Origin of the sequence: Telmatospirillum siberiense (assembly GCF_002845745.1) — a bacterium.
Lineage (GTDB): Bacteria > Pseudomonadota > Alphaproteobacteria > Rhodospirillales > Magnetospirillaceae > Telmatospirillum > Telmatospirillum siberiense.
In genome coordinates this window covers 105,123-129,222 of record NZ_PIUM01000001.1, presented here as the reverse complement: position 1 = coordinate 129,222, position 24,100 = coordinate 105,123, and the positions used below count along the sequence as shown (strand labels likewise).

General features: G+C 60.1%; 20 protein-coding genes. 12 read left to right on the top strand and 8 right to left on the bottom strand.

The genetic code is table 11. From position 1 onward, the window contains the following. Positions 1–2 precede the first annotated feature (2 nt). The 6 genes from fliG to phnC all read right to left on the bottom strand — a co-directional run bounded on the left by fliG (position 3) and on the right by phnC (position 5,204). Positions 3–1,022, bottom strand: coding sequence for a flagellar motor switch protein FliG (fliG, locus tag CWS72_RS00620; RefSeq protein WP_101248620.1), 1,020 nt, complete (start codon positions 1,020–1,022; stop codon positions 3–5). A 208-nt stretch (positions 1,023–1,230) separates the two neighbouring features. Then, positions 1,231–1,785, bottom strand: a complete 555-nt coding sequence (gene phnN / locus CWS72_RS00615; protein ID WP_101248619.1) for a phosphonate metabolism protein/1,5-bisphosphokinase (PRPP-forming) PhnN — start codon at positions 1,783–1,785, stop codon at positions 1,231–1,233. Beyond that, positions 1,782–2,438, bottom strand: coding sequence for an LbetaH domain-containing protein (locus CWS72_RS00610; protein WP_101248618.1), 657 nt, complete (start codon positions 2,436–2,438; stop codon positions 1,782–1,784). The genes phnN and CWS72_RS00610 overlap by 4 nt, the downstream gene beginning before the upstream one ends. Before the next feature lie 10 nt (positions 2,439–2,448). Then, positions 2,449–3,240 carry a phosphonate ABC transporter, permease protein PhnE gene (gene phnE, locus CWS72_RS00605; protein ID WP_101248617.1) on the bottom strand — a complete coding sequence of 264 codons (792 nt, stop codon included), beginning with the start codon at positions 3,238–3,240 and terminating at the stop codon, positions 2,449–2,451. A 72-nt stretch (positions 3,241–3,312) separates the two neighbouring features. Next, a complete protein-coding gene (gene phnD / locus CWS72_RS00600) occupies positions 3,313–4,305 on the bottom strand; it encodes a phosphonate ABC transporter substrate-binding protein (RefSeq protein WP_101248616.1) in 993 nt (330 codons plus the stop codon). A gap of 29 nt (positions 4,306–4,334) precedes the next feature. Continuing rightward, positions 4,335–5,204: a phosphonate ABC transporter ATP-binding protein gene (gene phnC, locus CWS72_RS00595; RefSeq protein ID WP_101248615.1), complete on the bottom strand. Its 870-nt coding sequence runs from the start codon at positions 5,202–5,204 to the stop codon at positions 4,335–4,337. Positions 5,205–5,827: 623 nt separating this feature from the next. Here phnC and CWS72_RS00590 point away from each other — a divergent pair. Beyond that, entirely contained in the window at positions 5,828–7,306 is a 1,479-nt protein-coding gene (locus CWS72_RS00590) for a sensor domain-containing diguanylate cyclase (protein ID WP_101248614.1), read from the top strand. Between the two features lie 53 nt (positions 7,307–7,359). Here CWS72_RS00590 and CWS72_RS00585 read toward each other — a convergent pair whose 3' ends face one another. Beyond that, positions 7,360–8,850: an inorganic phosphate transporter gene (locus CWS72_RS00585; RefSeq protein ID WP_101248613.1), complete on the bottom strand. Its 1,491-nt coding sequence runs from the start codon at positions 8,848–8,850 to the stop codon at positions 7,360–7,362. Positions 8,851–9,021: 171 nt separating this feature from the next. Here CWS72_RS00585 and efp point away from each other — a divergent pair, with 171 nt between their 5' ends. The 9 genes from efp to CWS72_RS00540 all read left to right on the top strand — a co-directional run bounded on the left by efp (position 9,022) and on the right by CWS72_RS00540 (position 21,233). Then, positions 9,022–9,588, top strand: a complete 567-nt coding sequence (gene efp / locus CWS72_RS00580; protein ID WP_101248612.1) for an elongation factor P — start codon at positions 9,022–9,024, stop codon at positions 9,586–9,588. Next, entirely contained in the window at positions 9,588–10,382 is a 795-nt protein-coding gene (locus CWS72_RS00575) for an inositol monophosphatase family protein (RefSeq protein WP_101248611.1), read from the top strand. Before efp ends, CWS72_RS00575 begins: the two co-directional genes overlap by 1 nt. Positions 10,383–10,490: 108 nt before the next feature. Beyond that, positions 10,491–11,786, top strand: a complete 1,296-nt coding sequence (locus CWS72_RS28555) for an OmpA family protein (protein WP_158240445.1) — start codon at positions 10,491–10,493, stop codon at positions 11,784–11,786. A 67-nt stretch (positions 11,787–11,853) separates the two neighbouring features. Continuing rightward, positions 11,854–13,020 carry a flagellar motor protein MotA gene (locus CWS72_RS00565; protein ID WP_101248609.1) on the top strand — a complete coding sequence of 389 codons (1,167 nt, stop codon included), beginning with the start codon at positions 11,854–11,856 and terminating at the stop codon, positions 13,018–13,020. Between the two features lie 3 nt (positions 13,021–13,023). Then, positions 13,024–14,124, top strand: a complete 1,101-nt coding sequence (locus CWS72_RS00560) for a peptidoglycan -binding protein (protein WP_101248608.1) — start codon at positions 13,024–13,026, stop codon at positions 14,122–14,124. 840 nt (positions 14,125–14,964) lie between these two features. Beyond that, positions 14,965–15,420, top strand: a complete 456-nt coding sequence (locus CWS72_RS00555; protein ID WP_101248607.1) for a hypothetical protein — start codon at positions 14,965–14,967, stop codon at positions 15,418–15,420. An 84-nt stretch (positions 15,421–15,504) separates the two neighbouring features. Then, entirely contained in the window at positions 15,505–16,947 is a 1,443-nt protein-coding gene (locus tag CWS72_RS00550; protein WP_101248606.1) for a TolC family protein, read from the top strand. Beyond that, a complete protein-coding gene (locus CWS72_RS00545; protein WP_101248605.1) occupies positions 16,944–18,092 on the top strand; it encodes an efflux RND transporter periplasmic adaptor subunit in 1,149 nt (382 codons plus the stop codon). Before CWS72_RS00550 ends, CWS72_RS00545 begins: the two co-directional genes overlap by 4 nt. Positions 18,093–18,098: 6 nt before the next feature. After that, complete coding sequence (locus CWS72_RS00540; protein WP_101248604.1) at positions 18,099–21,233, top strand: efflux RND transporter permease subunit; 3,135 nt, start codon at positions 18,099–18,101, stop codon at positions 21,231–21,233. An 80-nt stretch (positions 21,234–21,313) separates the two neighbouring features. Here CWS72_RS00540 and cyaY read toward each other — a convergent pair whose 3' ends face one another. Then, complete coding sequence (gene cyaY, locus CWS72_RS00535; RefSeq protein WP_101248603.1) at positions 21,314–21,646, bottom strand: iron donor protein CyaY; 333 nt, start codon at positions 21,644–21,646, stop codon at positions 21,314–21,316. 112 nt (positions 21,647–21,758) lie between these two features. Between cyaY and rpmE the strand changes: the two genes are divergently transcribed. Beyond that, entirely contained in the window at positions 21,759–21,983 is a 225-nt protein-coding gene (rpmE, locus tag CWS72_RS00530) for a 50S ribosomal protein L31 (RefSeq protein WP_101248602.1), read from the top strand. 179 nt (positions 21,984–22,162) lie between these two features. Then, positions 22,163–24,067, top strand: a complete 1,905-nt coding sequence (locus CWS72_RS00525) for an adenylate/guanylate cyclase domain-containing protein (RefSeq protein WP_101248601.1) — start codon at positions 22,163–22,165, stop codon at positions 24,065–24,067. The last annotated feature ends 33 nt before the right edge of the window (positions 24,068–24,100 follow it).

Here is a 24,100-nt window from a genome sequence, read left to right as displayed (position 1 = left end):
CGTCAGTAGACCAGTTCGTCTTCTTCGCGGCCCTCGGAGATGACGATCTGGCCGCTGGCGGCGAGTTCCTTGGCCAGAACGACGATGGCGCTTTGCGCCTGGTCGACATCGCGCAGGCGGACCGGCCCCATGGCGTCCATGTCTTCCCGCATCATCTTGCCGGCGCGTTCCGACATGTTCTTGAAGAACAGATCCTTGATGGTGTCGGAAGCGCCTTTGAGGGCCATGCCCAGTTTGTCCTTCTCGACGCTTCGCAGCAGGGTCTGGATGCCGGCCATGTCGATGCGGACCAGGTCCTCGAAGGTGAACATCAATTGCTTGATGCGCTCCGCCGATTCGCGGTTGCGCTCCTCAAGTGCGCTCATGAACCGGTTTTCGGCGTTGCGATCGAGGTTGTTGAAGATGTCGGCCATCAGTTCGTGGGCGTCGCGGCGGGCCGAACGTGCCAGGTTGGACATGAATTCGGTCCGCAGCGTCTTCTCGACGCCGTCCAGGACCTCCTTCTGCACCGCCTCCATCCGCAACATGCGCATGATCACTTCCATGGCGAAGTTTTCAGGCAGCAACGACAAGACCCGGGCGGCGTGATCCCCCTTGATCTTGGCCATCACGACGGCAACGGTCTGCGGATATTCGTTCTTCAGATAATTGGCGAGAACCGTCTCGTTGACGTTGCCCAGCTTGTCCCACATGGTGCGTCCGGCCGGACCACGGATTTCGTCCATGATCATGTCGACGCGATCTTTCGGCATCGTCTTCAGCAGGAGTCGCTCGGTCGTTTCGTGCGAACCGACCAGCGTTCCGGTGGAGGAGATCTGATCGGCGAATTCGACGAACAGGCGTTCCACCACGCCGGCGTTCACCGACCCCAGATTGGCCATGGTCTGGGAGATCTCCTTGATCTCCTCGTCGTCCATCATCGCGAAAATTTTCGACGACTGCTCTTCGCCCAGCGACAGCATCATGATGGCTGCCTTCTGGTGCCCGGTAAGGGTGCGGAAGTCGTCCTTCGTGCGAGCCATGGCCCAATCGACCTTATCAGAAGATAACGGTTCAAACCGACATTTACCGTCATCCTGCGCAGCGATTGTCAACAGCTACATCGGTTGAGATGCCACACTACATCACGAAAACGCTTTCCATCAATATTCAACCATGAGTCACACAGCCGCCGGCCGCCAAATCCGCTCCACCGGGCGATACGGCGGCGGAGGCAACTCCGCCCGGATTTTACGGATGGAAGCCCCTTAACGCGCCAATGAAACGAGCGACTCCCTCTTCCAGTCCGTCATCATTGACCACCGTACTCACATCCCCCCCGGCCGGCAGCGGCGCGGCGGCCCGTTCCAGCCTTCGCCGGATATCCGCGGCGGTCTCGCGCCCACGTTTGGCCAGCCGGGCGGCAAGCACCGCCGATGACGCGGTGACCACCACCACGCCAACCGGCGCCAGTTCTTCGCGCGCCTTCTCCACCACGCTTCGCGACACATTGGCCACCACCGCCAAGCCGGCGTGGCGGAAAGCCTCGATCGTCCGGGGAATGCCATAGCTGAGGCCGTGTGCATCCCAAGACAGCAGGAAGCCGTTCCCGGCCTCAATCTCGCGAAATTCGGCGGAGGTAACGCTTTGATGATCCTCGCCGCCGGCCGAGGCGGGGCGGGTCACCACCCGCCGCACGAAATGAAACCGCCCCTCCTCCGCCAGCCGTTGGCGGGCACCCTCCATCAGGGCGTCCTTGCCGGCGCCACTGGGGCCGACCACCAGAATCAAGGGAGCAGTCATCATTGATCGTATTTCTCGGCAAAGGCCGCGATGTCGAGCGTCCTGAAATCTTCGAGCGCCGCGTCGACGGCGGAATGCGGCCAATCCCACCAGGCGATGCGCCTCAGGGCCTCGATTGTCCGTTCATCGGCGCGCAGACGCAAGACCCTGGCCGGCACCCCGACAACGACGGCGAAGTCCGGAACATCCTTGGTCACCACCGCCCCCGAGCCGATGGCCGCGCCGACGCCGATGGAAACGCCTGGCATCACGATGGCATCGTGCCCGATCCACACATCCGGACCGATGGTGACGCCGTCCTCGGCCCGCCACGCGAAGATTTCCCGATCATCGGGCAGATGGAACCCATAGGACTGGGAGCGATAGGTGAAGTGGTGGAGCGTGGCCCGCCACCAGGGATGATTGCTTGGATTGATCCGCACTCCGGTGGCGAGGTTGCAATATTTACCGATGCGGGCATGGGCGATTTGATTGTCACCCATGGCGTATCCGTAGTCGCCGATCACGCTGTCTGCGACATGCGACCTGGGGCCCAGATAGGTATGACACCCGAATTCGGAATTGCGCACCACGGCTGAAGCGTCGATTTCCGGCGCCTCGCCCAGCTTCCGTCCGGCGGTCCAGGGGTCGTGGGCGACGCCACAATTGATCAGCATGGGAAAATCCTCAGATGAAAAGCTTGCGAAGATGAGCCGAGGCGACGTCGAGAACGGTGACGCTGGCGATGACGATGATCATCACCGCGCATGTCTCGGCGAAATAGAACCCGCGAATGATCTCCCAAAGGACGATGCCGATCCCTCCCGCGCCCACCATGCCGACCACCGTCGCCGAGCGGACGTTGGATTCGAAGCGATAGAGCGAATAGCTGATCCACAGCGGCAAAACCTGGGGAATCACGCCATAGACGATCTCCTCCATCGCATTGGCGCCGGTGGAGCGGATGCCTTCCACCGGTCGGGGATCGATCGTCTCGACGGCCTCGGAAAACAATTTGGCCAAGACGCCGGTGGTGTGAATCCACAGCGCCAGAACCCCGGCGAAGGGCCCCAATCCCACCGCCACGACAAACAGCATGGCGAAGAGCATCTCGTTGATCGCCCGCAATGCGTCCATCAGGCGGCGAACCGGTTGACGGATCCAAGCCGGGGCAATGTTCTCGGCCGACAGCAAGCCGAACGGCACGGCGCACAGCACGGCAAGCGCCGTGCCCCAGACGGCGATCTGGATCGTCACCAGCATCTCGTCGGCGTAAAGCCGCCAATCCTTGAAATTCGGGGGAAAGAAGTCCGAGGCGAAACGGACCATGTTTCCCGAATCCTGAACCAGCGTCAGCGGGTTGATTTCCGCGCCCCGCCAGGACCAGGCCAGGATGGCGAAGCCCAAGCCGTAGCACAGCGCCTTGCCCAATGAGAACGGGGGCCGGGCGGCCCTCAACAGTGCGGCCTTGTCATGCATGGAGAACACTCTTCGGCGGGAAAAAATGAAAAGCGGCCCCGTTGCGCCGGGGCCGCCCACCGGAACAAAATATCAGTTGGCCGAAGCCGTCTTCTTCTGAAGCTCGGCCAGTTTGGCATCGATGTCGGCGAGTTGAGCGGTCCTGTCGGCGGGCGAGAGCGCCGCATCGGACTCGATCTTGACCCGAGTTTTGAAAAGCTCGAGTTGACGGATCGGCAGCAGTTGATCGTCGTTGGACGGCTTGAAGCCCGAGAAGGTCAGCACTTCCAAATTCTTGCGCTCGCGCTCCTGATCCGCGGAGGAACCGATCTTTCCATAGGAAAAGAAGAAATCGGCGACCTTCTTCTTGATATCGGAAGACAGATCCTTGCGCCAGACCAACGGATCGGCGGGAATCAGCGGCGACTTCCACACGGCGCGGACGTCCTTGATCTTGTCGCCGAGATGGGCGCTGACCCGTTCGAAGTCAGTGGTGTTGTTGGTGGCCACGTCGACCTGCTTGTTCAGCACGGCCATGATGTTGGTCTCGTGGCTGCCGGTCACGACGCGCTTGAAATGGGTCTTGGGATCAATGTGGTTCTGGCCGAAAACATAATAGCCGGGCACCAGGAATCCCGAGGTGGAGTTGGGATCGCCATTGGCGAAATTATACTTGCCCGGATTTTTGAGGATGTCGTCCAGACTGTGGATGTCTGAATCCTTGTGAACGATCAGCAGGGAAAAATAACCCGGCTGGCCATTGGCCATGGTGGCCTGGGCGAAGACCTCGCCCTCGGCGCGGTCGACGGCCTCCATCGCCGATTTGTTGCCGTAATAGGCCACTTGAACCTTGTTGAAGCGCATGCCCTCGATGATGCCGGCGTAATCGGAGGCGAAGAAGGGCTTCACCTTGAGGCCGGTCTGAGCCTCCATGTCGGCGAAAATCGGCGCCCATTGCTGCTTCAGCGCCATCGACGCCTCGGTCGAAATGATACCGAAATTGATTTCGGTCGGCTCGGCGCGGGCCGGCGCCGACAAGGCGACGCCGGCGCCCAGCAGAACGGCGGCGAAGGACAATAGCTTCATCGTGGGAAGTCTCCTTGGGGATTTTAAAGTCAATGGACCGCGATGGCGGCGGACAGCACGTCGGGATCGGTGATGAAGGCGGCGGAACTCATTGCCGTACTTCGCGCCGCCGTCAGTTCCTCGGCCTGTGATCCATAGAGATTGCGCAACAGATCCGGGGTCAGTTGCGCGCTGGGACCGTCATAAACCACCGCACCGGTCTTCAACGCGATGGCCCGGGGACAATAACGGGTGGCGAAATCGACCTGATGCAGGGAAACGACGACGGTGGTGCCATCCTCGGCATTGATCCTCGCCAGGATCTCCATCACACGCCGTGACGATTCCGGATCCAGCGAGGCGATAGGCTCGTCCGCCAGAATGATTCGCGCCTTCTGAACCAGGGTCCGGGCGATGGCGGCGCGCTGTTGCTGTCCACCCGACAAGGCGGAGGCCCGGACCCAGGCCTTGTCGAGAATGCCGACCCGCTCCAGCGCCTCGATCGCCAATTCCCGCTCGGCACGGGGAAAGAAGCCGCTCAGAGACCGCCAAAGCGGCATGCGTGCGAGGGAACCCGTCAAAACATTGGTGAAGACCGGCAAACGCCCAACCAGATTGAACTGCTGGAAGACGAACCCGATGCCGGAACGGTTCTTGCGGACCCCCTGGGCCAGACGGCCGAGCGTCTGCATCGGACGGCCATCGACCTCGATGCTGCCGCGATCGCCATCGCCACGGGCCAACCCGGCGATATGCCGCAACAGGGTCGATTTTCCCGAACCGGACGCACCGATCAAAGCCACCATCTCGCCGGGTCGGATATCGATGCTGACATCGTCAAGCGCCTTGCAGCAACCGAACGTCTTGCTGAGCGCCGTCACCTTGACGGCGGGAACGACAACCGATACGGCGCTATCCATACTTCCACCTCAAACACCGGGAATTCGAGGTGCATTCTATCGATGGTCGTTGACAGTTTTATTGGTGCTCAATGAACGTTAAGTGACAATGATCAAAATTACCTTTATCTATGAAATACAATGCGGGGACACTCCTCGCCAGTCTATACGACTTCGACAAATAGTTTATAAATGCGAATGAATAAACGATTTGTCTATGAATAACACGGCATGATCGGGGGAAGTTTATATTCCAGAAGCCGACCAAGGCGGCTTGGAAATGAACGAAAGAGACCATCTTCGCCCATCAAATTGGCCAAACCATATACCGCGCCACCAACTAATTGAATTGCGCTGAAAATCTGACGGATGGCGGTAGCACCATCCGTCAGATTTTCAGCGCTGGCCGGATGCGGCAAGATCTCCGGTAGGAAACGTCTAAACAATCTGCCTATCGATTTTGGGAAAAAAATCCGCTTTCCTAAAAAATAGCGACGTCACCATTCGTATTTATCCACAAATAATAACTGTCAGCGCCCATCAAATGAGCAATTTTATTAAGAATACAAAGCGAAGAAGCCTCGTTCTGCGATAGGCTGAGGTCACGCTCCAATTTGTCGGTTCGCGCCAACAGGATTCCATGAATGGCCGACGTTGATAAGAAGCCCGCCAATCTTAGGCGCTGGAACATCGTCGTAATCGGCGCCACCGTCGCCCTGATTACTCTCTCCGCGTCTCTTAGCTGGCGTCACTACACCAAACTTCGCGACGAACGAATCGCCTTGACCCTGACAAACGGCGAACGCGTCTTGCAGGCATTAAGAGACCACACCATGCGCCTGCTTGATTATAGCGACAGCTACATCCGATCGGTACGAAGCTATTACTTGCAAAATGGCGACAAATTCTCCATGGCGCAGTACCTCCAGGAGATCAAAATTGAACATGCCAGCTCGTTTCAAGGGATTTTAGCTATCGGCAATTCCGATGGCGACATCATTTTCAATTCGGAAAACCTGTCCATCCAAAATCTTGGCTCGGCCAAGCCCCCCTATTTCGAATATTTCCGCAACCACCCGCAAGACGGTGTCTACATCGACCCCACGCGTCGCGGCCAAGTTTCCGGAAAAATGCTGTTTCGCCTGGTACGGCCAATCATCAAAAATGGAGCTTTCGACAGCTTTGTCTTGATGGGCATCCGCCCCGAACATTTCACCATGTTGTTCGAGGGCTTCGATCTGGGGCCGCACAGCTTCACCGCGATGTTCACCTTGGACCATCGGCTGATCGCCCGACAGCCATCTCCTCCGGACGAATATTACAACAGACCACTTGATAATATAGATCTCTGGCAACACCTGAAAAATTCAAAATCAGGTAGCTACACAGCACGAAGCCAAATCGACGGAATTGAAAGATACGTACTATACACGAGATTACCAGACTATCCAATCGTCATAGATATTGGAATATCTCGCGATAACATCATTGACACACTACGTGATACAAAATTTTATATCTTAACTCAGGAAATATTATTTTCTGTGTCGTCTGTAATATTCGCAGCCCTCATCATGCTGATTCTCCAGAAAAACAGCAAACTAACCCTGGCAGAGCAAATCATTCGCGCCCTGGCCAACACCGATCCGCTCACCGGATTGAAGAACCGCCGGCATTTTTTTGAAGTCGCCGCCCGTGAGTTTACGCGCGCCGAACGTTACGATCTGCCGCTCGCCGTGATGATGATCGATGCCGATCACTTCAAATCGATCAACGACACTTTCGGCCACGCGACCGGCGATGTCGCACTCTGCCAAATGGTCAAAAAGGTATCGGAAGTCCTGCGGGAGACCGACGTCTTCGGCCGTCTCGGCGGAGAAGAGTTCGCCATTCTTTTGCCGCAGACGACCATCGGCGGCGCGACGGTCCTGGCCGAAAGAGTGCGTGAAAATATCGCAGCCATGACCATCGACACCGACAAGGGCCCCCTGCGCCTCACCGTCAGCATCGGGGTCGATGCCCGTTCGAATCGAACGCCCTCATTCGCCACCATGCTGCACGACGCCGACAGCGCCATGTACCGCGCCAAGGAGGCCGGCCGGAACAGGGTCATGCCAGCCTAAAGGGTCGTTGGGGCAGACGGGATATTTCCGACGAACCCCAACGACCGCTCAGGTCACTGCAGGCCCAGCACGTTCAACACGACGTAAAGCCCCCCGGAAAACAGTGCGGCGCCGAGAAACACGCAAACCGGCAGCGTCAACACCCAGGCCAGCAGCAGATTCCTGAGCGTGTCCATCTGCAACCCCGAGTGATTTGCCGCCATGGTTCCAGCAACTCCCGAGGATAGAACATGGGTCGTACTGACCGGCAGACCGTAGATATCGGCGGCGGCGATGGTGGTCATCGCCACCAGTTCCGCCGAAGCCCCCTGCCCATAGGTCAGATGGGCCTTTCCGATCTTTTCGCCGACCGTCACCACGATGCGCTTCCAACCGATCATGGTGCCAAGCCCCAGGGCGATCGCCACAGCCGCCTTCACCCAGGTGGGAATGAAGGTGGTCAGCGTCTTCACCTTGTCCCGCAACGGCAGGATCTTGGGCTTATCGGCCGCAGCGAAGCGCCCCGCCCCATTCAGTTTGCCGATCGATTCGGACACGAGATAAAGATCGCTGCGCAATGCCCGGCGACTATCCGGCGCGATGTCGGAGATCCCCGCCACCCCTTCCAGCACTGACGCCACCGCCGCGCTTTTACTGGCCAGCGCGGCGAAGGTGACAGGGTCGGCCTTACCGCTGCGCAGATATTGGGACAAGGCGGCGCTGGCATCCTCGGGCGCGGGCCGGGACGCGCCCTCGGCCATGCGCTCGAAAACCCCCGCGGCGGCTCTGGCATCGACGGCGATAGCGTTCAACGTTTCCTGCCGAACCGACAAATCCAGGGCATAGGTGGCCGGCACGATGCCGATCAGGATCAGCATGATCAGCCCCATGCCCTTCTGACCGTCGTTGGAACCATGAGCGAAGGATACGCCCGTGCAGGTCAGCACCAGGAGCCCGCGGATCCACAAGGGCGGCGCCTTGTCCTGGGGAGGATCGCGATAAAGTTCGGGCTTCTTGATCAACACCTTGGCCAGAAGCAGAAGCAGGCCGGCGCAGACGAAACCGACGACCGGCGAGACGAGGAGCGCCATGGCGGTGTCCTGGACCTTGCCCCAATTGACCCCCTCGCCGAAGGCGCGATCCGCCGCCATGTAGGAATTCATCAGGCCGACGCCCAGGATCGAACCGATCAGGGTATGGGAACTCGATGCCGGCAATCCGAAGTACCAGGTTCCCAGATTCCACAGGATGGCCGACACCAGAAGCGCGAACACCATGGCGAAGCCCGCCGCCGAACCGACATTGACGATCAGTTCCACCGGCAACAGGGCCACGATGCCGAAGGCCACCGCTCCGCTCGATGTCAGAACGCCAAGAAAGTTCCAGAAACCCGACCAGACGACGGCCACCATCGGTCGCAGACTGTGGGTATAAATGACCGTGGCAACGGCGTTGGCCGTATCGTGAAAACCGTTGACGAATTCAAAGCCGAGCGCCAATCCCAAGGCCAGCGCAAGTAGTATCAAGGTTGGTAGCGTCAGGCCACCGTCAAAGAATGCATCCATCTCTTCAAGATCCCCCGATCAACGTTGGTCAAGGACTGTAGTCGTTGCTTGGGAAGCTGTTCAGGGAAGTCTTGATGACAATCCGTCGCAGCAGGCAACCGGTCCCGGTTGCACCCGGGCATGCAAGCTGTTAGGGTCCGCCAGATTTTTTTCCAACAGTCTGGTCACACCATGAAGATCAACGCGAACCTCATCCGCCCCGGCAACATCCTCGAGCACAACAATCGCCAATGGGCCGTGCTCAAGATCCAGCTCATCCAGCCCGGCAAGGGGGGCGCTTTCATTCAGGTCGAAATGCGCGATGTGCGGACCGGCACCAAGACCAATGAACGCTGGCGTACCGCCGATACGGTGGAAAAGCTGCAGGTCGAGGAAAAGGACGTGACCTTCCTGTTCGGTGACGACGACAGCGTGACCTTCATGGACTCCGAGACCTTCGAGCAGTTTTCCGTGCCCCGCGAAGTGGTCGGCGAGCCTGGCGCCTTCCTTCAGGACGGCATGCCCTGCACCGTCGACCTGATCGAAGGATCGCCGGTGTCCGTCACCCTGCCCGACAAAGTGGTGATGACCGTGACCGAAGCCGACCCGGTGGTCAAAGGCCAGACGGCCGCGTCTTCTTATAAGCCCGGTATTCTGGAAAACGGCGTGCGGGTCCTGATTCCCCCCTTCGTCGAGGCGGGAACGAAAATCGTCGTCAACACCAGCGACGCCACCTATGTCGAGCGGGCCAAGGACTGATGGTCGTCCAGTCCGCCGCCATCAATGTCATGGTCGGGGCCGCCCGCAAGGCGGCCCGCGGCCTTTTGCGCGATTTCGGTGAAGTCGAGCAGTTGCAGGTCTCGAAGAAAGGCCCGGGAGACTTCGTCTCGGCGGCCGATCTGCGCGTCGAAAAACTGCTCCGCCAGGAATTGCAGAAAGCCCGCCCCGATTACGGCTTCCTGTTGGAGGAATCGGGCGTCATCGAAGGGAAGGACCGGCATAACGTCTGGGTCGTCGATCCCTTGGACGGAACCACGAATTTCCTGCACGGCATCCCGCATTTCTCCATTTCCATCGGCCTGGTGCGCGATGGCGAGGCAATCGCCGGCGTCATTTACCAGCCGTTGACCGACGAGATGTTCTGGGCGGAAAAAGGCAATGGCGCTTTCGTCAATGAGCGCCGGCTTCGCGTTTCCGCGCGGCGCAAGATGGACGAGGCGGTCATCGCCACCGGCATCCCTCACCAGGGACGGCCGGAACATTCCCGCTTTTTGCGCCAGCTTCCCCTCGTGATGGAAGCGACGTCGGGCGTTCGCCGCTTCGGTTCCGCCGCCCTCGACCTCGCCTATGTGGCCGCCGGCCGCTACGAGGGGTTTTGGGAAATGGGCCTCAAGTCCTGGGATATCGCCGCCGGCATCATCATGGTCAAGGAAGCTGGGGGCTATGTCAGCGAAATCGATGGCGGCCATGACATGCTGCAATCCGGAAACGTGCTCGCGGCCAACGACCATCTGCATCTGCCGTTGGGAACGCTGCTGCGCTCGGCCGGCTAACCTGCCGTCGGAGGCCCGCGGACGGGCCTTCGCAAACGAGTTGTGGTCCCCAAGTCCTTGCGCTAGTGTGTTAACTTAATGACAAACGTGCGCCGTTCGGGAGGAGCAGTGAGCAGGTTGCGGCATCGGGGAGCGGGCACCCTGCTTTCCTTGTTCCTCATTCCGGCCCTCGCGGCTTCGGCTTCGGCGCAAGTCGTGGTGGGAAGCAGCGCCAAGCCACAGATCGAAGTCGACATGTCCGTGCTTGACCGCTTGGGAAGCACGCCGACCCTGCCCGACCTTTTTCTCGGTGCCCCTGGCGCCGCCGCGCCAGGCGCGGAAGCGCCGGCTTTGCCGGAAAGCCGGGTCCCGACATTGCGTCGCCCGCAACACGCGATCGTTCTCAAAAAGCCGTCGCATAAGGCCGCCAAGCCGAAAACGGCCGTTGCCGCCAAGCCACCACATGCCAAGACGGCAGCGGTGAAGCCGGCCGCAGCGGTACCGGCCGTAGTCTCTCCGAAGCCGGCCCCAGCCACTCCCCAGGCTGTGCCACCCGTCACCCCCGCCCAATCGAAGCAGGACAGTGCCCCCGCCGAAGCCAAACAGACGGTCGAGGCGACGCCACCGGCGGGACGACCCGGCTTGCCTGCCGTAAGCCTCCCGGTGATCGTGCCGCAGGAAGCCAGCCCGGCCGCCCGGAATGAAAATGCCGCCGCGGAGAAACCCAAGCCGGAGGCGAAGCCTGAGAAGAAAGCCGAAAACAAGGGTGCGAGCGGAATCAAGGCCGATCAGCAACCGGCCCCGCCAGAACCGGTGAAGCTGGTGCCCACGCCGACACCTCCCGTTCCGGAAAAGGCGCCGCCGTCTACGTCCTCCGCGCCGGTCTCGGCGCCTCCAGCCGCCACCGCTCCGCAGGCTCCCACCACCCCGGCTCCGGTCCAGACTCCGGCGCCGGCGCCCGTCCAGCAGACACAGGCTGTTCCGCCTGACGCGGGTTCTCGGGCGCCTGTCGCCGGCGCGCCGATGCCGCCCCTCCGCGAACAACAGGAAGCACGCCTTCCCCCGGCGGCGACGCCGGCCGCTCCCGCACCCTCCGCCGCCGGCAATGGCGCCGAAGCCCCGATGACCATTCTGTTCGAGAAAGACGGCGCCCGACTCCCCGACGAAGTCCGGACTTCGCTCAATCAATTGGGCGACCGCCTTGCCGCCGACGGGGCGCTGCAGCTCCAGCTTCTCGCCTATGCCGAGGGCGACGAAGACAACGCCAGCAAGGCGCGGCGCCTGTCGTTATCGCGGGCCTTGGCTGTTCGCTCCTATCTGATCGATCAAGGTGTGCGCAGCACCCGCATCGAAGTCAGGGCTCTGGGCAACAAGGTTCCCGAAGGTCCTGCCGATCGCGTCGACATCCTCGTGCAGAAACGATAGTTGCCCTGGAATTGACGAAAGTCGACGCTACATTGCCTTCATGAGTGTCTTTTGGACTTAAGTCAGCATGACCAATCCGCGCCGTTTTCTCCTTCGCATGGCCCTGTTCCTCGGCATTGTCGTTCTGGTAATCGGCGTTCTCTTTTCCGGGCTGGAACATGCGTTCTTCAATAATGTCGGCCTGAACAGCCTTTCCCTCGGCATTCTGCTGGTGGGCATCGCCCTCAATTTCCGGCACGTCGTGATGCTGGGCCGGGACATCCGCTGGGTCGACGCCTACCGTGGCGGCCGTCCCCAGGAAATCACCTCGTCCAGCGGCCCCCGTCTGCTCGCCCCTCTCGCCGGCATGCTGGGAGAACGCGGCGACCGCTTCGCCCTGAGCCCCGCGGCGCTTCGTTCGCTGCTGGACGGGCTGGCCTCGCGCCTTGAAGAGTCCCGCGAAATCGCCCGTTACTTCACCGGCTTGATGATCTTTCTCGGACTGCTCGGCACCTTCTGGGGCCTGTCGCAGACCGTGGGATCGATCGGCGAGGTTATCCGCAGCCTGAGCATCTCGGGAGACGATGTCCAGTCGGCCTTCGCCGGCCTGAAACAGGGGCTCGACGCTCCGCTGACCGGCATGGGAACGGCCTTCTCGACATCCCTGATCGGCTTGTCCGGATCCCTGATCCTGGGCTTTCTCGATCTTCAGGCCGGGCAGGCGCAGAACGCCTTCTACAACGAACTGGAAGACTGGCTGTCGACGCAAACCAAGCTGTCCTCCAACGTGGGAACGGGGGAAGGAAGCGATCAGCCGATTCCCGCCTATATTCAGGCCCTGCTCGAACAGACGGCCGACAGCCTCGACAATCTGCAGCGCGTCATCGCCCGGGGCGAGGAAGGCCGGATCTCGGCCAATGCCAATATGCGCCAGTTGACCGATCGGCTTTCAGTCCTGGCCGACCAGATGAAGACTGAGCAAAGCCTGATGTTGAAGCTGGCGGAAAACCAGCTCGAAATGAAGCCGATCCTGGCCCGCCTCGCGGAAAGCGCCGGAAGTTCGGCCATTGACGACCAGACCCGCCAGCACATCCGCAACATGGATGCGGGCCTTCACCGGCTGATCGATGACCTGGCCGGAGGCCGGGATGAGATGGTCCGCGAGATCCGGAGCGAATTCAAATTGCTGGCCCGCACAATCGCGGCGCTGGCCGAGGAGGAGCCGCCGCTCGCCACTCCGCCGAAGCGGACTTAGCCGATGCCCATGGCGCGGCGCCGCGGCGGACGCAGCGGCATCAACATCTGGCCCGGTTTCGTCGATGCCCTGGCCTCCCTGCTGCTGGTCATCATCTTCGTCCTGCTGGCCTTCGTCCTCACCCAATTCTATCTGGGACAGGTGCTGTCCGGACGCGACCAGACCATCTCGCGGCTGTCGCGACAGTTGAACGAGCTGACCGATCTTCTGGATATCGAGCGGCGCTCCAACGCCGAGTTGAAGGTCAACATCGGGCGCCTGACCGATCAATTGCAGGCTTCCACCGCCACGCGCGACCAGTTGCAGGCCCAGGTCAACCAGAATGGCACCGACCGCCAGCAAGTCGCCATGCTCCAGCACGACGTCGATGCCCTCAAGGCGTTGAAGGAGGAGTTGGAAAAGAAGCTGGCGGCGATGGGCGCCCAGGCGGGAGAAGCGCAAGGACAGCTTGCCCAGGAACGCAAACTGTCGGAGGAGGCCCGCGCCGAAGCGGCGCTGCTTCACCAGCAGATGGAGGCGATGCGCCAGGAATTGGCCCGCATCGCCGCCGCGCTGGAAGCCAGCGAGACCCTTTCCAGCGAGCAGAAAGTGCAGATCGCCGATCTTGGCAAGCGGTTGAACGCCGCCCTGGCCAGCAAGGTCGAGGAATTGGCCCGCTACCGTTCGGAATTCTTCGGCCGGCTGCGCAAGGTGCTGGGCGACCGTCCCGGCATCCGCATCGAAGGCGACCGCTTCGTCTTCCAGTCGGAACTTCTCTTCGCCAGCGGCTCGGCGGAACTGGGAGCCGACGGCCAGGCGCAGCTCAGCCAGTTGGCCCGCACGCTGGTCGACGTCACCAAGCAGATCCCGTCCGACATCAACTGGGTTCTGCGCATCGACGGCCATACCGACAAGGTGCCGATCAAGAGCGACCGCTTCCCCTCCAACTGGGAACTTTCCACGGCGCGCGCCGTTTCGGTGGTCAAATTCCTGGGGGCCCAGGGCATTCCGCAGGATCACCTCGCCGCCGCCGGTTTCGGCGAGTTCCAGCCGATCGACAAAGGCGACGACGAGGCGGCCCGCAAGAAGAACCGGCGGATCGAGATCCGCCTCGATCAGCGCTGACCGACGGGAATGCCATAAAAAAACCATATGGCGAAGGCCTATTGGCCAACCGAAAAACGTCTGAACCCATGGCGAACTTGACCGATCCGATTTCGCCATGGCAGGCTCTGCGCCGGATGAAAATGACTCGTTGGACCAACCCTGTGGCAGTGTGTCGGCACGTTCTTACGTGGGTGTTTATTCTCACCTACCTGCTGCCCGTTCAATTGGGCCAGAACGGTCTTGTGCTTTGCCGTGCCGAAGGCAGCCATGCCGCCATCGAATGGCGTGGCCATAGCCACCTTTCCTCGTTCGACGCGCAAGCGACCCCGGATAACCAGAGATCGCTTTTTTCATCTCCATCGCAGCCTTGTGCCGACAGGCCCCTTGTCCAGGAAGTAAGAAACCAGACGAACACCTCTTTTGAGAGAGGTAACGTTCCCCCCAGCGTGGCTCTGGTGGACTTCAGTCCGCCGATCGGTCCCCCGCACCTTCCGGCCCGGAGTGGCGTTTTCGCGTCACCGTCGGAAGATACCCATCCCTCACTTCGTCATCGCCGCACCGTAGTCCTTCTCATTTGAGATTATCCGCGTCAGCACGTGGCCGTGCCTGAGCGGACTATCGCGCAAAAAACCGGAAGGCCAAAACTGGCCGCTCCCCTGTTGCGTCGTTCCCGCCTTTGATGCCCGCTCATACCCGCGCAATGAAGTGTCTCAAGCCCCTCATCTGAAGGCTGACAGGCATCATTCCGCGATTGCGAGCGCCGTCAGCCGCCACGTTTCCCAACCGAAAATTCGTCCTCTTTTCTCGCCGCACGGAAATCCGTGCGCTGGAAAACCGACTCGATTGCGGAGATCAACGATGTACACACGGATTATTGCCACCACCCTTTCCCTCATTTTCGTTTCCGCCTGCTCCACGCCCGGCACCTCCGGGAGTTTGGCTGAAACGGTGAACAGCACGCCGAAAAATGAAAGAAGCGAACTTCTCAGAAAGAAATGCCTCTCGGAGGCGGACTGGGATTTGAATGACGCCAGCAAAAAATACACCTCCCGCGAACATCAAGCCCGCGACAGCATGAGCACCGCCGAAACAAGTCATCTTCGGTCTTTATGCCGGGAAATGGCCGATACGTTGCCGGCAACGCCTGATAAATCCCCTCACAATTTGGACTCCTGGAAAAATTCTATAAGAGAAAAATGCAAAAATGAAATTGATGAACATTCCGCAAAAATCGGCCAAGACCGAATTGAACACCTGAATCGCTACAAAGAAATATGCAATGAGATAATCAAAAATACGACGGCCTCCAATTAAGCAACGAGAATGGAGGGATCTGTTGTCTAAACGATAACGACACATCCCTCCATCGCCACTCATTGACAGACGACTGGAGGCTTCATGAATAGTCAACGACAGCCGTGGCGCGCCCACGGCTCGGCCATGCCGATTGCCGCATGCATCATCTCGTTTTTTCTCGCCGGATGCGCCGGGCCGCGAGACATATCCGCCATCTCCGGCCGACAAACGCCTGAGAGACCATCCATCCCATCGCCGGGACCGCAAAGTCCCGCACCGAAGGCCGACCTCCAAGAATACGCCGACATCCTTCCATCGGGCAGCGACCCCACCGGCCCCCTCACGCTCCGGCGCGCCCTCGCCCAGGCGTTGGTTGGAAGCCCGGAACTGGCGGCCTACTCATATGAAATCCGGGCTGCGGAAGCCAGAACCCTGCAGGCGGACTACCTTCCCAATCCAACGCTCAATCTTGATTCGGAAGATTTCGGCGGCAGGGGGACGAGACGGGGATTTGATGGCTCGGCCAGTACGCTTTCCTTCAGCCAACTGATCGAATTGGGCGGCAAACGCAGCCATCGCGTCCGCGCCGCCCAATGGGACGAAAGCCTCGCCGCGTGGGATTACGAAGCGAAACGGTTGGACACGCTTTTGGAAACGAACCGCGCCTTTATCGGGTTGCTCGCCGGACAACAAAAGCTGGAGCTGGCCGAAAAGGCCCTCATGCTCGACCAGCAGGTCCACGCGACGGTGGTCGAACGCGTCCGCGCGGGCCGCGTATCTCCTCAGGAGGAACAGCGTTCCCAGGTCGCCGTCGGCAAGGCCACGGTGACCGCCAATCGCGCCCGAAGAGAGGTCAGCAACGCCCGTGAGCGCCTGGCCACGCTATGGGGAGGGAAAGCCGCCCGCTTCGACAAGGCCGTCGGAGATTTATCCGCGATTTCTCCGCCGCCCTCGCAGGAGGAAATGCTGGCCGCGGTCTCTCAAAATCCCGACATGGCCCGCTGGAAGGCGGAACTGGAAAGCCGGCGGGCGAAACTGGATGTGGAAAAATCCAAAGATATTCCCGATCCGACGATCTCGGCCGGCGTCCGCCGCTACGGGGATGACAGGTCGACCGCGTTCATCGCCGGAATCAGCTTCCCTCTTCCGGTTTTCGGTCTGAACCAGGGCAATGTCCTCGATGCGCAGCAAAAATTGGCAAAAGGCTATGCTGAGCAAAAAGGGGCCGAGACTCGGATCGTGGGAGCCGTGAAGGAAGGCTTCGAACGTCTGTCCTCGGCCTACGATGAGACGACATCGCTTACTCATGACGTGCTCCCCGCCGCCTCATCCGCCTTCGAAGGAGCCCGCGAGGGATACCGCCAGGGCAAGTTCGCCCTGATAGACGTGCTGGATTCGCAACGAATCCTGACCGAGGCGCAGGATCGCCTGGTGGACGCCATGGCCGAATATCAAACCGCCAAAGCGGAAATCGAACGCCTGATCGGTGGACCGACGGGTCCCACCCGGTTTTCCACCAATGTAGATTCAGGAGAAGTGAAATGACCGTCAAGACGACAGGCACCTATCTGGCCGTTGCTTTTTTCAGCGGATTTTTGGCCTCATCACCGGTCATCGCCGTGGAAACGCCAGAAGCGGCGGAAATCCATTTGAACGATGACCAACTCCGTCTCATCGAACTGCAAACGGTCCCCGCCACACGCGGCAATTTTGTCGACGAGCTCACCATAAACGGGGAAATCACGCCGGATCTGGACCGAACGGCCGATATTCAGCCACGGACCGGAGGCGTGGTCCGCGAGGTCCTCGGCCGATTGGGTGAACCGGTCCACTCGGGCGCCGACCTCGCCATCATCGAAAGCGGTCAGACGACGGAAGCGGAAGCGGCATATCTGGCCGCGCGCTCGCGGTTCTCCATGGCCAGGACCCAACTCGACCGCGAAGAGATTTTATGGGCCAAGAAGATCTCCGCCGAACAGGACTATCAAAAGGCGAAGCAGGAGGCCACTTTGGCCGAGATCGAACTGCGCACGGCGGAACGCAAACTCAGGCTGCTCGGCCTCGATCCCGCCGCCAAGGATTACAAGCGCACCTCTCCCGCGGGCGTTTTGCGACTGCCCGTCAAGGCGCCCTTCGATGGAGTCCTGATCGACAAACGCGTCGCCGTCGGAGATCAGGTCACGGAAGCCAGTGCACTCTACCGGCTGGCCAATCTCGACAAGGTCTGGGTCATCGGCAGCATTCATGAGAACGACATGGGACGCGTGGCGGTCGGCATGTCCGCCAAGGTCAAGATTGCGGCTTACGCGGGCCGCAGCTTCGAGGGCCGCGTGGCCTGGGTGGCCGATTTGCTCGACGAAAAAACCCGAACCCTCAAAATCCGCATCGAACTCGATAATAAGGAAAAATTGCTCAAGCCGGGCAGTTTCGCGCAAGTGGTCCTGACGTCGGCGGGCAAGGAAACGTTGATCGTGCCCAATTCCGCGGTCCAGAGGCAAAAAGCGGAGCGAATAGTCTTCGTTGAAACCTCCAAGGGGGTATTCCTGCGCCGGGAAGTGAAAGTCGGCGCGTCATCCCGCCTTTCGGCCGAAATCATCGACGGTTTGAGCGATGGCGAGCGCGTGGTGAGCAACGGAGCCTTTGCCCTCAAATCCGAACTCGAAAAAAGCGCTTTCGCGGACAAGGACTGACCCCCGATGATTGACAAGATAATCGAACGCGCCCTGGCGCAGCGTTTGCTGGTCATCCTTGCCGCTCTCGGCGTTCTCGCGATCGGCATCTGGTCGATGTTTCGACTGAATCTGGATGCCTTCCCCGATGTGACCAACATTCAAGTGCAGGTCAACACCCAATCCCCCGGTCTCGCGGCCGCGGAAGTGGAAAGACTGATCACATTCCCGGTCGAATCCGTCATGAACGGACTTCCCGGCGTTACGGAAGTCCGTTCCACGTCGAAAACCGGACTGTCCGTCGTTACCGTCGTCTTCGAGGACCGGGTCGACACCTACTTCGCCCGCCAGCTCGTCCTTGAGAAACTGCAAACCGCGAAGGAGCGCATCCCCAATGGACTGGGGGCCCCGGAACTCGGCCCCATCACCACCGGCCTGGGACAGGTCTATAAATACATTCTTACCAGCCCCACTCTCAGCGCGATGGAGCTGCGCGAGATCAATGACTGGCAGGTCAAAGTCCACCTGCGCACCGTCCCCGGCGTCACCGACGTCCTCAGCTTCGGCGGCGATGTCCGGCAATATCAAGTCCAAATCGACCCCGATAAACTCGTCTCCTACGACCTGACGCTCGAAGACCTGAAGAAGGCGCTGCAAGCCAACAACGCCAACGCCGGCGGATGGTACATCGAGGGGGCCCAAGAGCAGTTGTCCGTCCGCGGCGAAGGATTGATCAGGGGCGGTGGCGATGGGTTGACCGACATCGAGACCATCGTCCTCAAATCCGTCGATGGGACGCCCGTTCTCATCCGCGACGTGGCCAATGTGGAATATGGCAGCGAGATTCGCCAGGGCGCCATTTCGATGAACGGCAAGGGCGAAGCCGTCATGGGCGTGGTCTTGCAGTTGAAAGGCGCGAATACGAATTCCGTCATCGGCGGAATTCACCGGAAATTGGAGACCCTCCAGGCGGCCTTGCCTCCGAACGTCAAGATCGAGCCGGTCTACGATCAATCCCACTTGATTCAGAAAGCGGTCGAAACGGTACGAAAGGCTCTTGAAGAGGCCGCCGTACTGATCGTCGTCGTTCTCTTCCTTTTTCTGTGGAATCTGCGTTCGGCGCTGGTCGTCCTCGTCTCCATTCCATTTTCCATGCTCACAGCGGTCATCATGATGCGATGGGCGGGACTTTCGGCCAATCTGCAATCACTGGGAGGATTGGCGATCGCCATCGGCATGATGGTCGACGGTTCCCTCGTAATGGTCGAAAACATCGTACGTCATCTGGCGGAACCTCATTATCGGGATCAATCCCTGGCCTGGCGCGTTGCCCAGGCCGCGCGGGAGGTCGGCCATCCGATCTTCTTCGCCGTCCTCATCATCATCGTGGTCTTCCTGCCCTTGTTCACCTTGCAAGGCGTCGAAGGGAAAATGTTCAGCCCAATGGCCTTCGTCATCGCGTTCGCCATGCTGGGTTCGCTGATCGTGGCCTTGACCCTCGTGCCGGTTCTAGCCTCGCTCGTCCTCAAGGCCAATGAAGCCGACGAGGACAGTTTTCTCGTCCGTTCGATCCGACGGATCTACCAGCCGGCTTTGGCCTTCGCGCTGCGCCGCCGCCGCCTCGTGGTGGGATGCGCCTTGGCCGCCCTGCTGATTTCGGGAGGATTGCTGACGCGGCTCGGCACAGAATTCGTCCCCGAATTGGACGAGGGAACGTTGAGCGTGCGGGTCACGATGAACCCCAGCATTTCACTTGCCGAATCGCTCAAGATCGCCAGAAAAATGGAACAGAAGCTCCTGAGAAATCCCGACGTCACCTATGCGGTCAGTCAAATCGGCCGCCCCGAACTGGGAGGAGATCCGGAAGCGGTCAACAACAATGAGATCTGGGTCGGCCTCAAGCCTCAAGCCGAATGGTCGAGCGCCGGTTCGCGCGCCGAGCTCATCGCTCTCATCAACAAGGATCTGGAGGAATATCCCGGCATCGCCATCAACATCTCCCAACCCATCGCCACGCGCATCGACGAGTTGCTGTCCGGAGTCAAAGCGCAAATCGCCATCAAGCTGTTCGGCGACGACTTGGCCCTGCTCGAGGCCAAAGGCCGCGAAATCGAAGAGGTGGTCAAGTCCGTCAAAGGTGCCGCCGATGTGCAGACGGAGCAAATCAGCGGAGAATCTCAACTGGTTGTCCGGGTCAACCGCGAAGAGCTTGCCCGTTACGGCCTCAATGTCGCCGACGTGATGGACGTCGTCTCCACCGCCATCGGCGGAGAAGCGGTAACGAACGTTCTCGACGGTCAACGGCGTTTCGCCGTCTATCTGCGTGCCGCCGAACCTTTCCGTTCCGACCCCGCGGCCATTGGAAATCTCTGGGTCATCAACAAGGATGGCGTTCGCGTTCCCTTGTCGCGAGTGTCCGAAATCAGCCTCATGGAAGGCCCCCCCAGCATCAACCGGGAGGACGCTCAGCGCCGCACGGTCATTCAGGCCAATGTCCGAAACCGGGACATGGGCGGTTTCGTCGCCGAGGCGCAAGCGGCCGTGGCCCAGAAAGTAACCTTGCCGGCCGGCTACGTGGTCACGTGGGGAGGGCAATTCGAAAACCAGCAACGCGCCCAGCGAACGCTGATGATCGTCGTCCCCGTTTGCCTCGGACTGATCTTTCTCCTGCTCTATCTGTCTTTCGGCTCCGTCGGAAACGCGCTCCTTATTCTCCTCAACGTTCCCTTCGCCCTGATCGGGGGAATATTCGCCTTGTGGAGTTCCGGACAATTTCTCAGCGTCCCCTCTTCCGTCGGCTTCATCGCGCTATTCGGCGTCGCCGTTCTGAACGGCGTCGTGATGGTGTCCTATTTCGACCAACTCCTGCGACAAGGCCGCACGGTCGCTGAAGCGGTGACGGAGGGGGCCATGTTACGCCTGCGCCCGGTATTGATGACGGCCACCGTGGCCAGTCTTGGCCTCATACCATTGCTGCTGTCATCCGGAATAGGATCCGAAGTCCAAAAGCCGCTGGCGACGGTCGTTGTCGGCGGCCTCGTCTCTTCGACGCTCCTCACCTTGCTGGTGTTACCCGCGCTCTATGGATGGCTTGCCGAGTGGAGGGAAAGGAGAGAGAAAACGCTGACCGCCGGCCCGTTGTCCACCGCCGATTCCGTCTAAAATCCGAATTGCCCTCCACTTTATTGGGATGGTGCCGGATTAGGGAGCCCCCCAAATCCGGCACTTCCGGGAAACGCGCCCTAAAAGCGCAGCAGTGTCCCGGTGATCTCCTTCAATTCGCCGGCCAGCAGGTCGTCGAGAGCAATCCTTTCTCCGCGTGTCGAACGCCACCGCGCGCCCTCCGCGTCCCAGTCGAAATGCCAGGCGCCGCTTCTCGGCGAGGAGAGCCAGACCTGCTTCAGCGGTGCGTTCTTATTGATGATGTACTGGCCACCGTCGGGCAGGACGAGGGTGAGAATTTCGTTCTGCTCCTCCACGTCGATCTCATCGCCCAGATCAGTGTCGATGGCCTCGGCCAAGGCGCTGATGGTCTTGTCGGCGAGAGAATGAAAACTGGCTTCGTCAAGGGGCATGGCTATCTCCTGCTGCGTTTGGCCATTAGGGCAGAGCCTAGGATTACGTTCAAGGCTTGCAACCTGGGCAGCGCTGGTTTATATACGCCGCTTCGAATTCTGGAGCACCGTTATGAAGCAAGACATTCATCCCGAATATCACGAAATTTCCGTGATCATGACCGATGGCACCGAGTTCAAGACTCGCTCCACCATGGGAAAACCGGGTGACGTGTTGCGCCTCGACATCGATCCCAAGTCCCATCCGGCCTGGACTGGCGTTCATCGCCTGATGGATACCGGGGGGCAGTTGGCGAAGTTCAACAAACGCTTCGCCAATTTCGGTTCGAAGAAATAGGAAATGGCTGGGGGTTGATCTTTTACCCCCCTTCAGCATCTATTTTTTCCCGGTTACTTGATGTATTTGTAGAAGTGCGCCATGTCCTGATCGACTGGCGCACTTCGCTTTTGCGTGGGCGCTAATGTCCATACTATTGTAATCATGGGTTTTCGCTGTGCGCGAATTATGACGGACGCATGAGTTCTCAAGGGATCGCCATCGTTCATTATGAGGTCTATGCGCTCGACGGACAGCGCTGGACTCTCCATGCGCGCTTCCGCAAGGACGAGAAGGAAGACGCGCTGGAGGAAGCCAAGATTGTGGAAAACAGTCTCGGCTTCTGCGCCAAGGTGGTTCGGGAAACCTATTATCCCGGCAACAATGCCAGCGAAGAAATGCTGGTCTACTCCAGCGACAAGAATTTTCGGCCCCGCGTCCATGCGACCGCTCCCCGGCGGGCTTATGCCCGAGGCGACGCCGGTTTCAACGCCGCAATCGCGACACCGGACTTCCGGACGGCAGGAAAGGCCAAAGCGGCGGGGTCCATGGGGGTCCTGCTCAAACTGCTGCTGGTGGTGGCCGCAGCCCTTGCCATCGCGGGCGGCGTCACGGCCATCGTCAGCAATCTGATCACCAAGCTGGATGGTGCGATCAGCGGCAACGCCTCTTCGCTGCTGGTCTTCCTTACCTTCGTCATCACGTTCCTGATTTCGGGCGTGCCGATGGCCTTGTCGGTCGTCGATTGGCGCGAAAGCTCTTCCGTTAAGGATACCAAGCCGAAATACCGGCCGCAGGCGCCGATGAAGGATGTGACGGCTCCGATTGACGACACGCCACCGCCGCCGGTCGATGTGCAACCGGAAGCAGCCGGGGAACCGGAGGCGGAAAAGCAGGCGGCAGAGGAAAAGAAGGACGAGGACGGCGAGGCCGCCCCCGAACAGGTCGCCGCTCCCGAAAAGCCGGCCGAGCCGGAATCGGAAACACCGGCCGACGAGAAATCCGGCGGCCCGGACGAACAGGCCCCGGAGCCGATGGAAAGCTTCCGGATGGCCATGATTCGCCTCCTCAGCGGCTTGCTGACCGAAATCAAAAAGATCCGGCCCAACCTCGATGCCTACAACATTTTTGGCATTGATTTGATGCTGGCCGGCGCCATCGACGTTCTCGGCACGCAAAAACACCTCGAACCGGAAGATAAACGGGCCATTCTCAAGGACACCATCGAGGTGATGGGGACCAAGAGCGAGGTCGCCAAAGCCTTCGCGGACAAATACGAGGACTATCTCGTCGAGCCGAAATACATGACGATGGTGCAGGCCGGCAGGAACAACATGGAGTCGCTTCTGGCCGGCGCCGACATCGCTGCTGATCAAATCACCCAGACGCTCGAGGCCTGGAACAAGCCGCAGCCGCTTTCCCCGGTGTCGCACCGCATCGTTACCGTCCTTTTCACCGACATGGTCGGCTCCACCGACCTGACGCAAACCCGTGGCGATCATGCCGCCCAGGACGTCGTCCGCCGCCATAACAGCATCGTGCGCACGGCGCTGGCGGAATATGCGGGCAAAGAGATCAAACATACCGGCGACGGCATCATGGCTTCGTTCGCCAGCGCGTCGAACGCCATCGAAGCGGCCATCGTCATTCAGCGCGCCTGCGCGGCCCACAACGACATGCGTCCGGAACTTCCTCTGCATCTGCGCATCGGGCTCAACGCCGGCGAACCGATCGAGGAGGAGGACGACCTGTTCGGCACCACGGTACAGTTGTCGGCTCGCGTTTGCGCCAAGGCCGAAACAGACGAAATTCTCTGTACGAATGTCGTTCGCGAACTGTCGGCCGGCAAAGATCTGACCTTTGTCGCCAAAGGCATGCAGGAGCTCAAGGGGTTCAAGGAAACGGTGCCTGTTTACGAAGTTCTCTGGAAGCCCTCCGTGGAAGCCGCCGCCCCGCCGCCTGCGCCATCGACGCCCAAAAAAGAGCCTAAAGCGAAAAGCACGGCACCGAAGGAGGGAAAAGCGAAAGCCCCCCCTTCAAAACAGAAGGCCGCCACCGACGCCTTGCCGGCCAAACAAGCCGTCAAGCCAACCACGGAACGATAAGGCCGGGGTCCCCCTCAGGCCCCGGGACGAAAC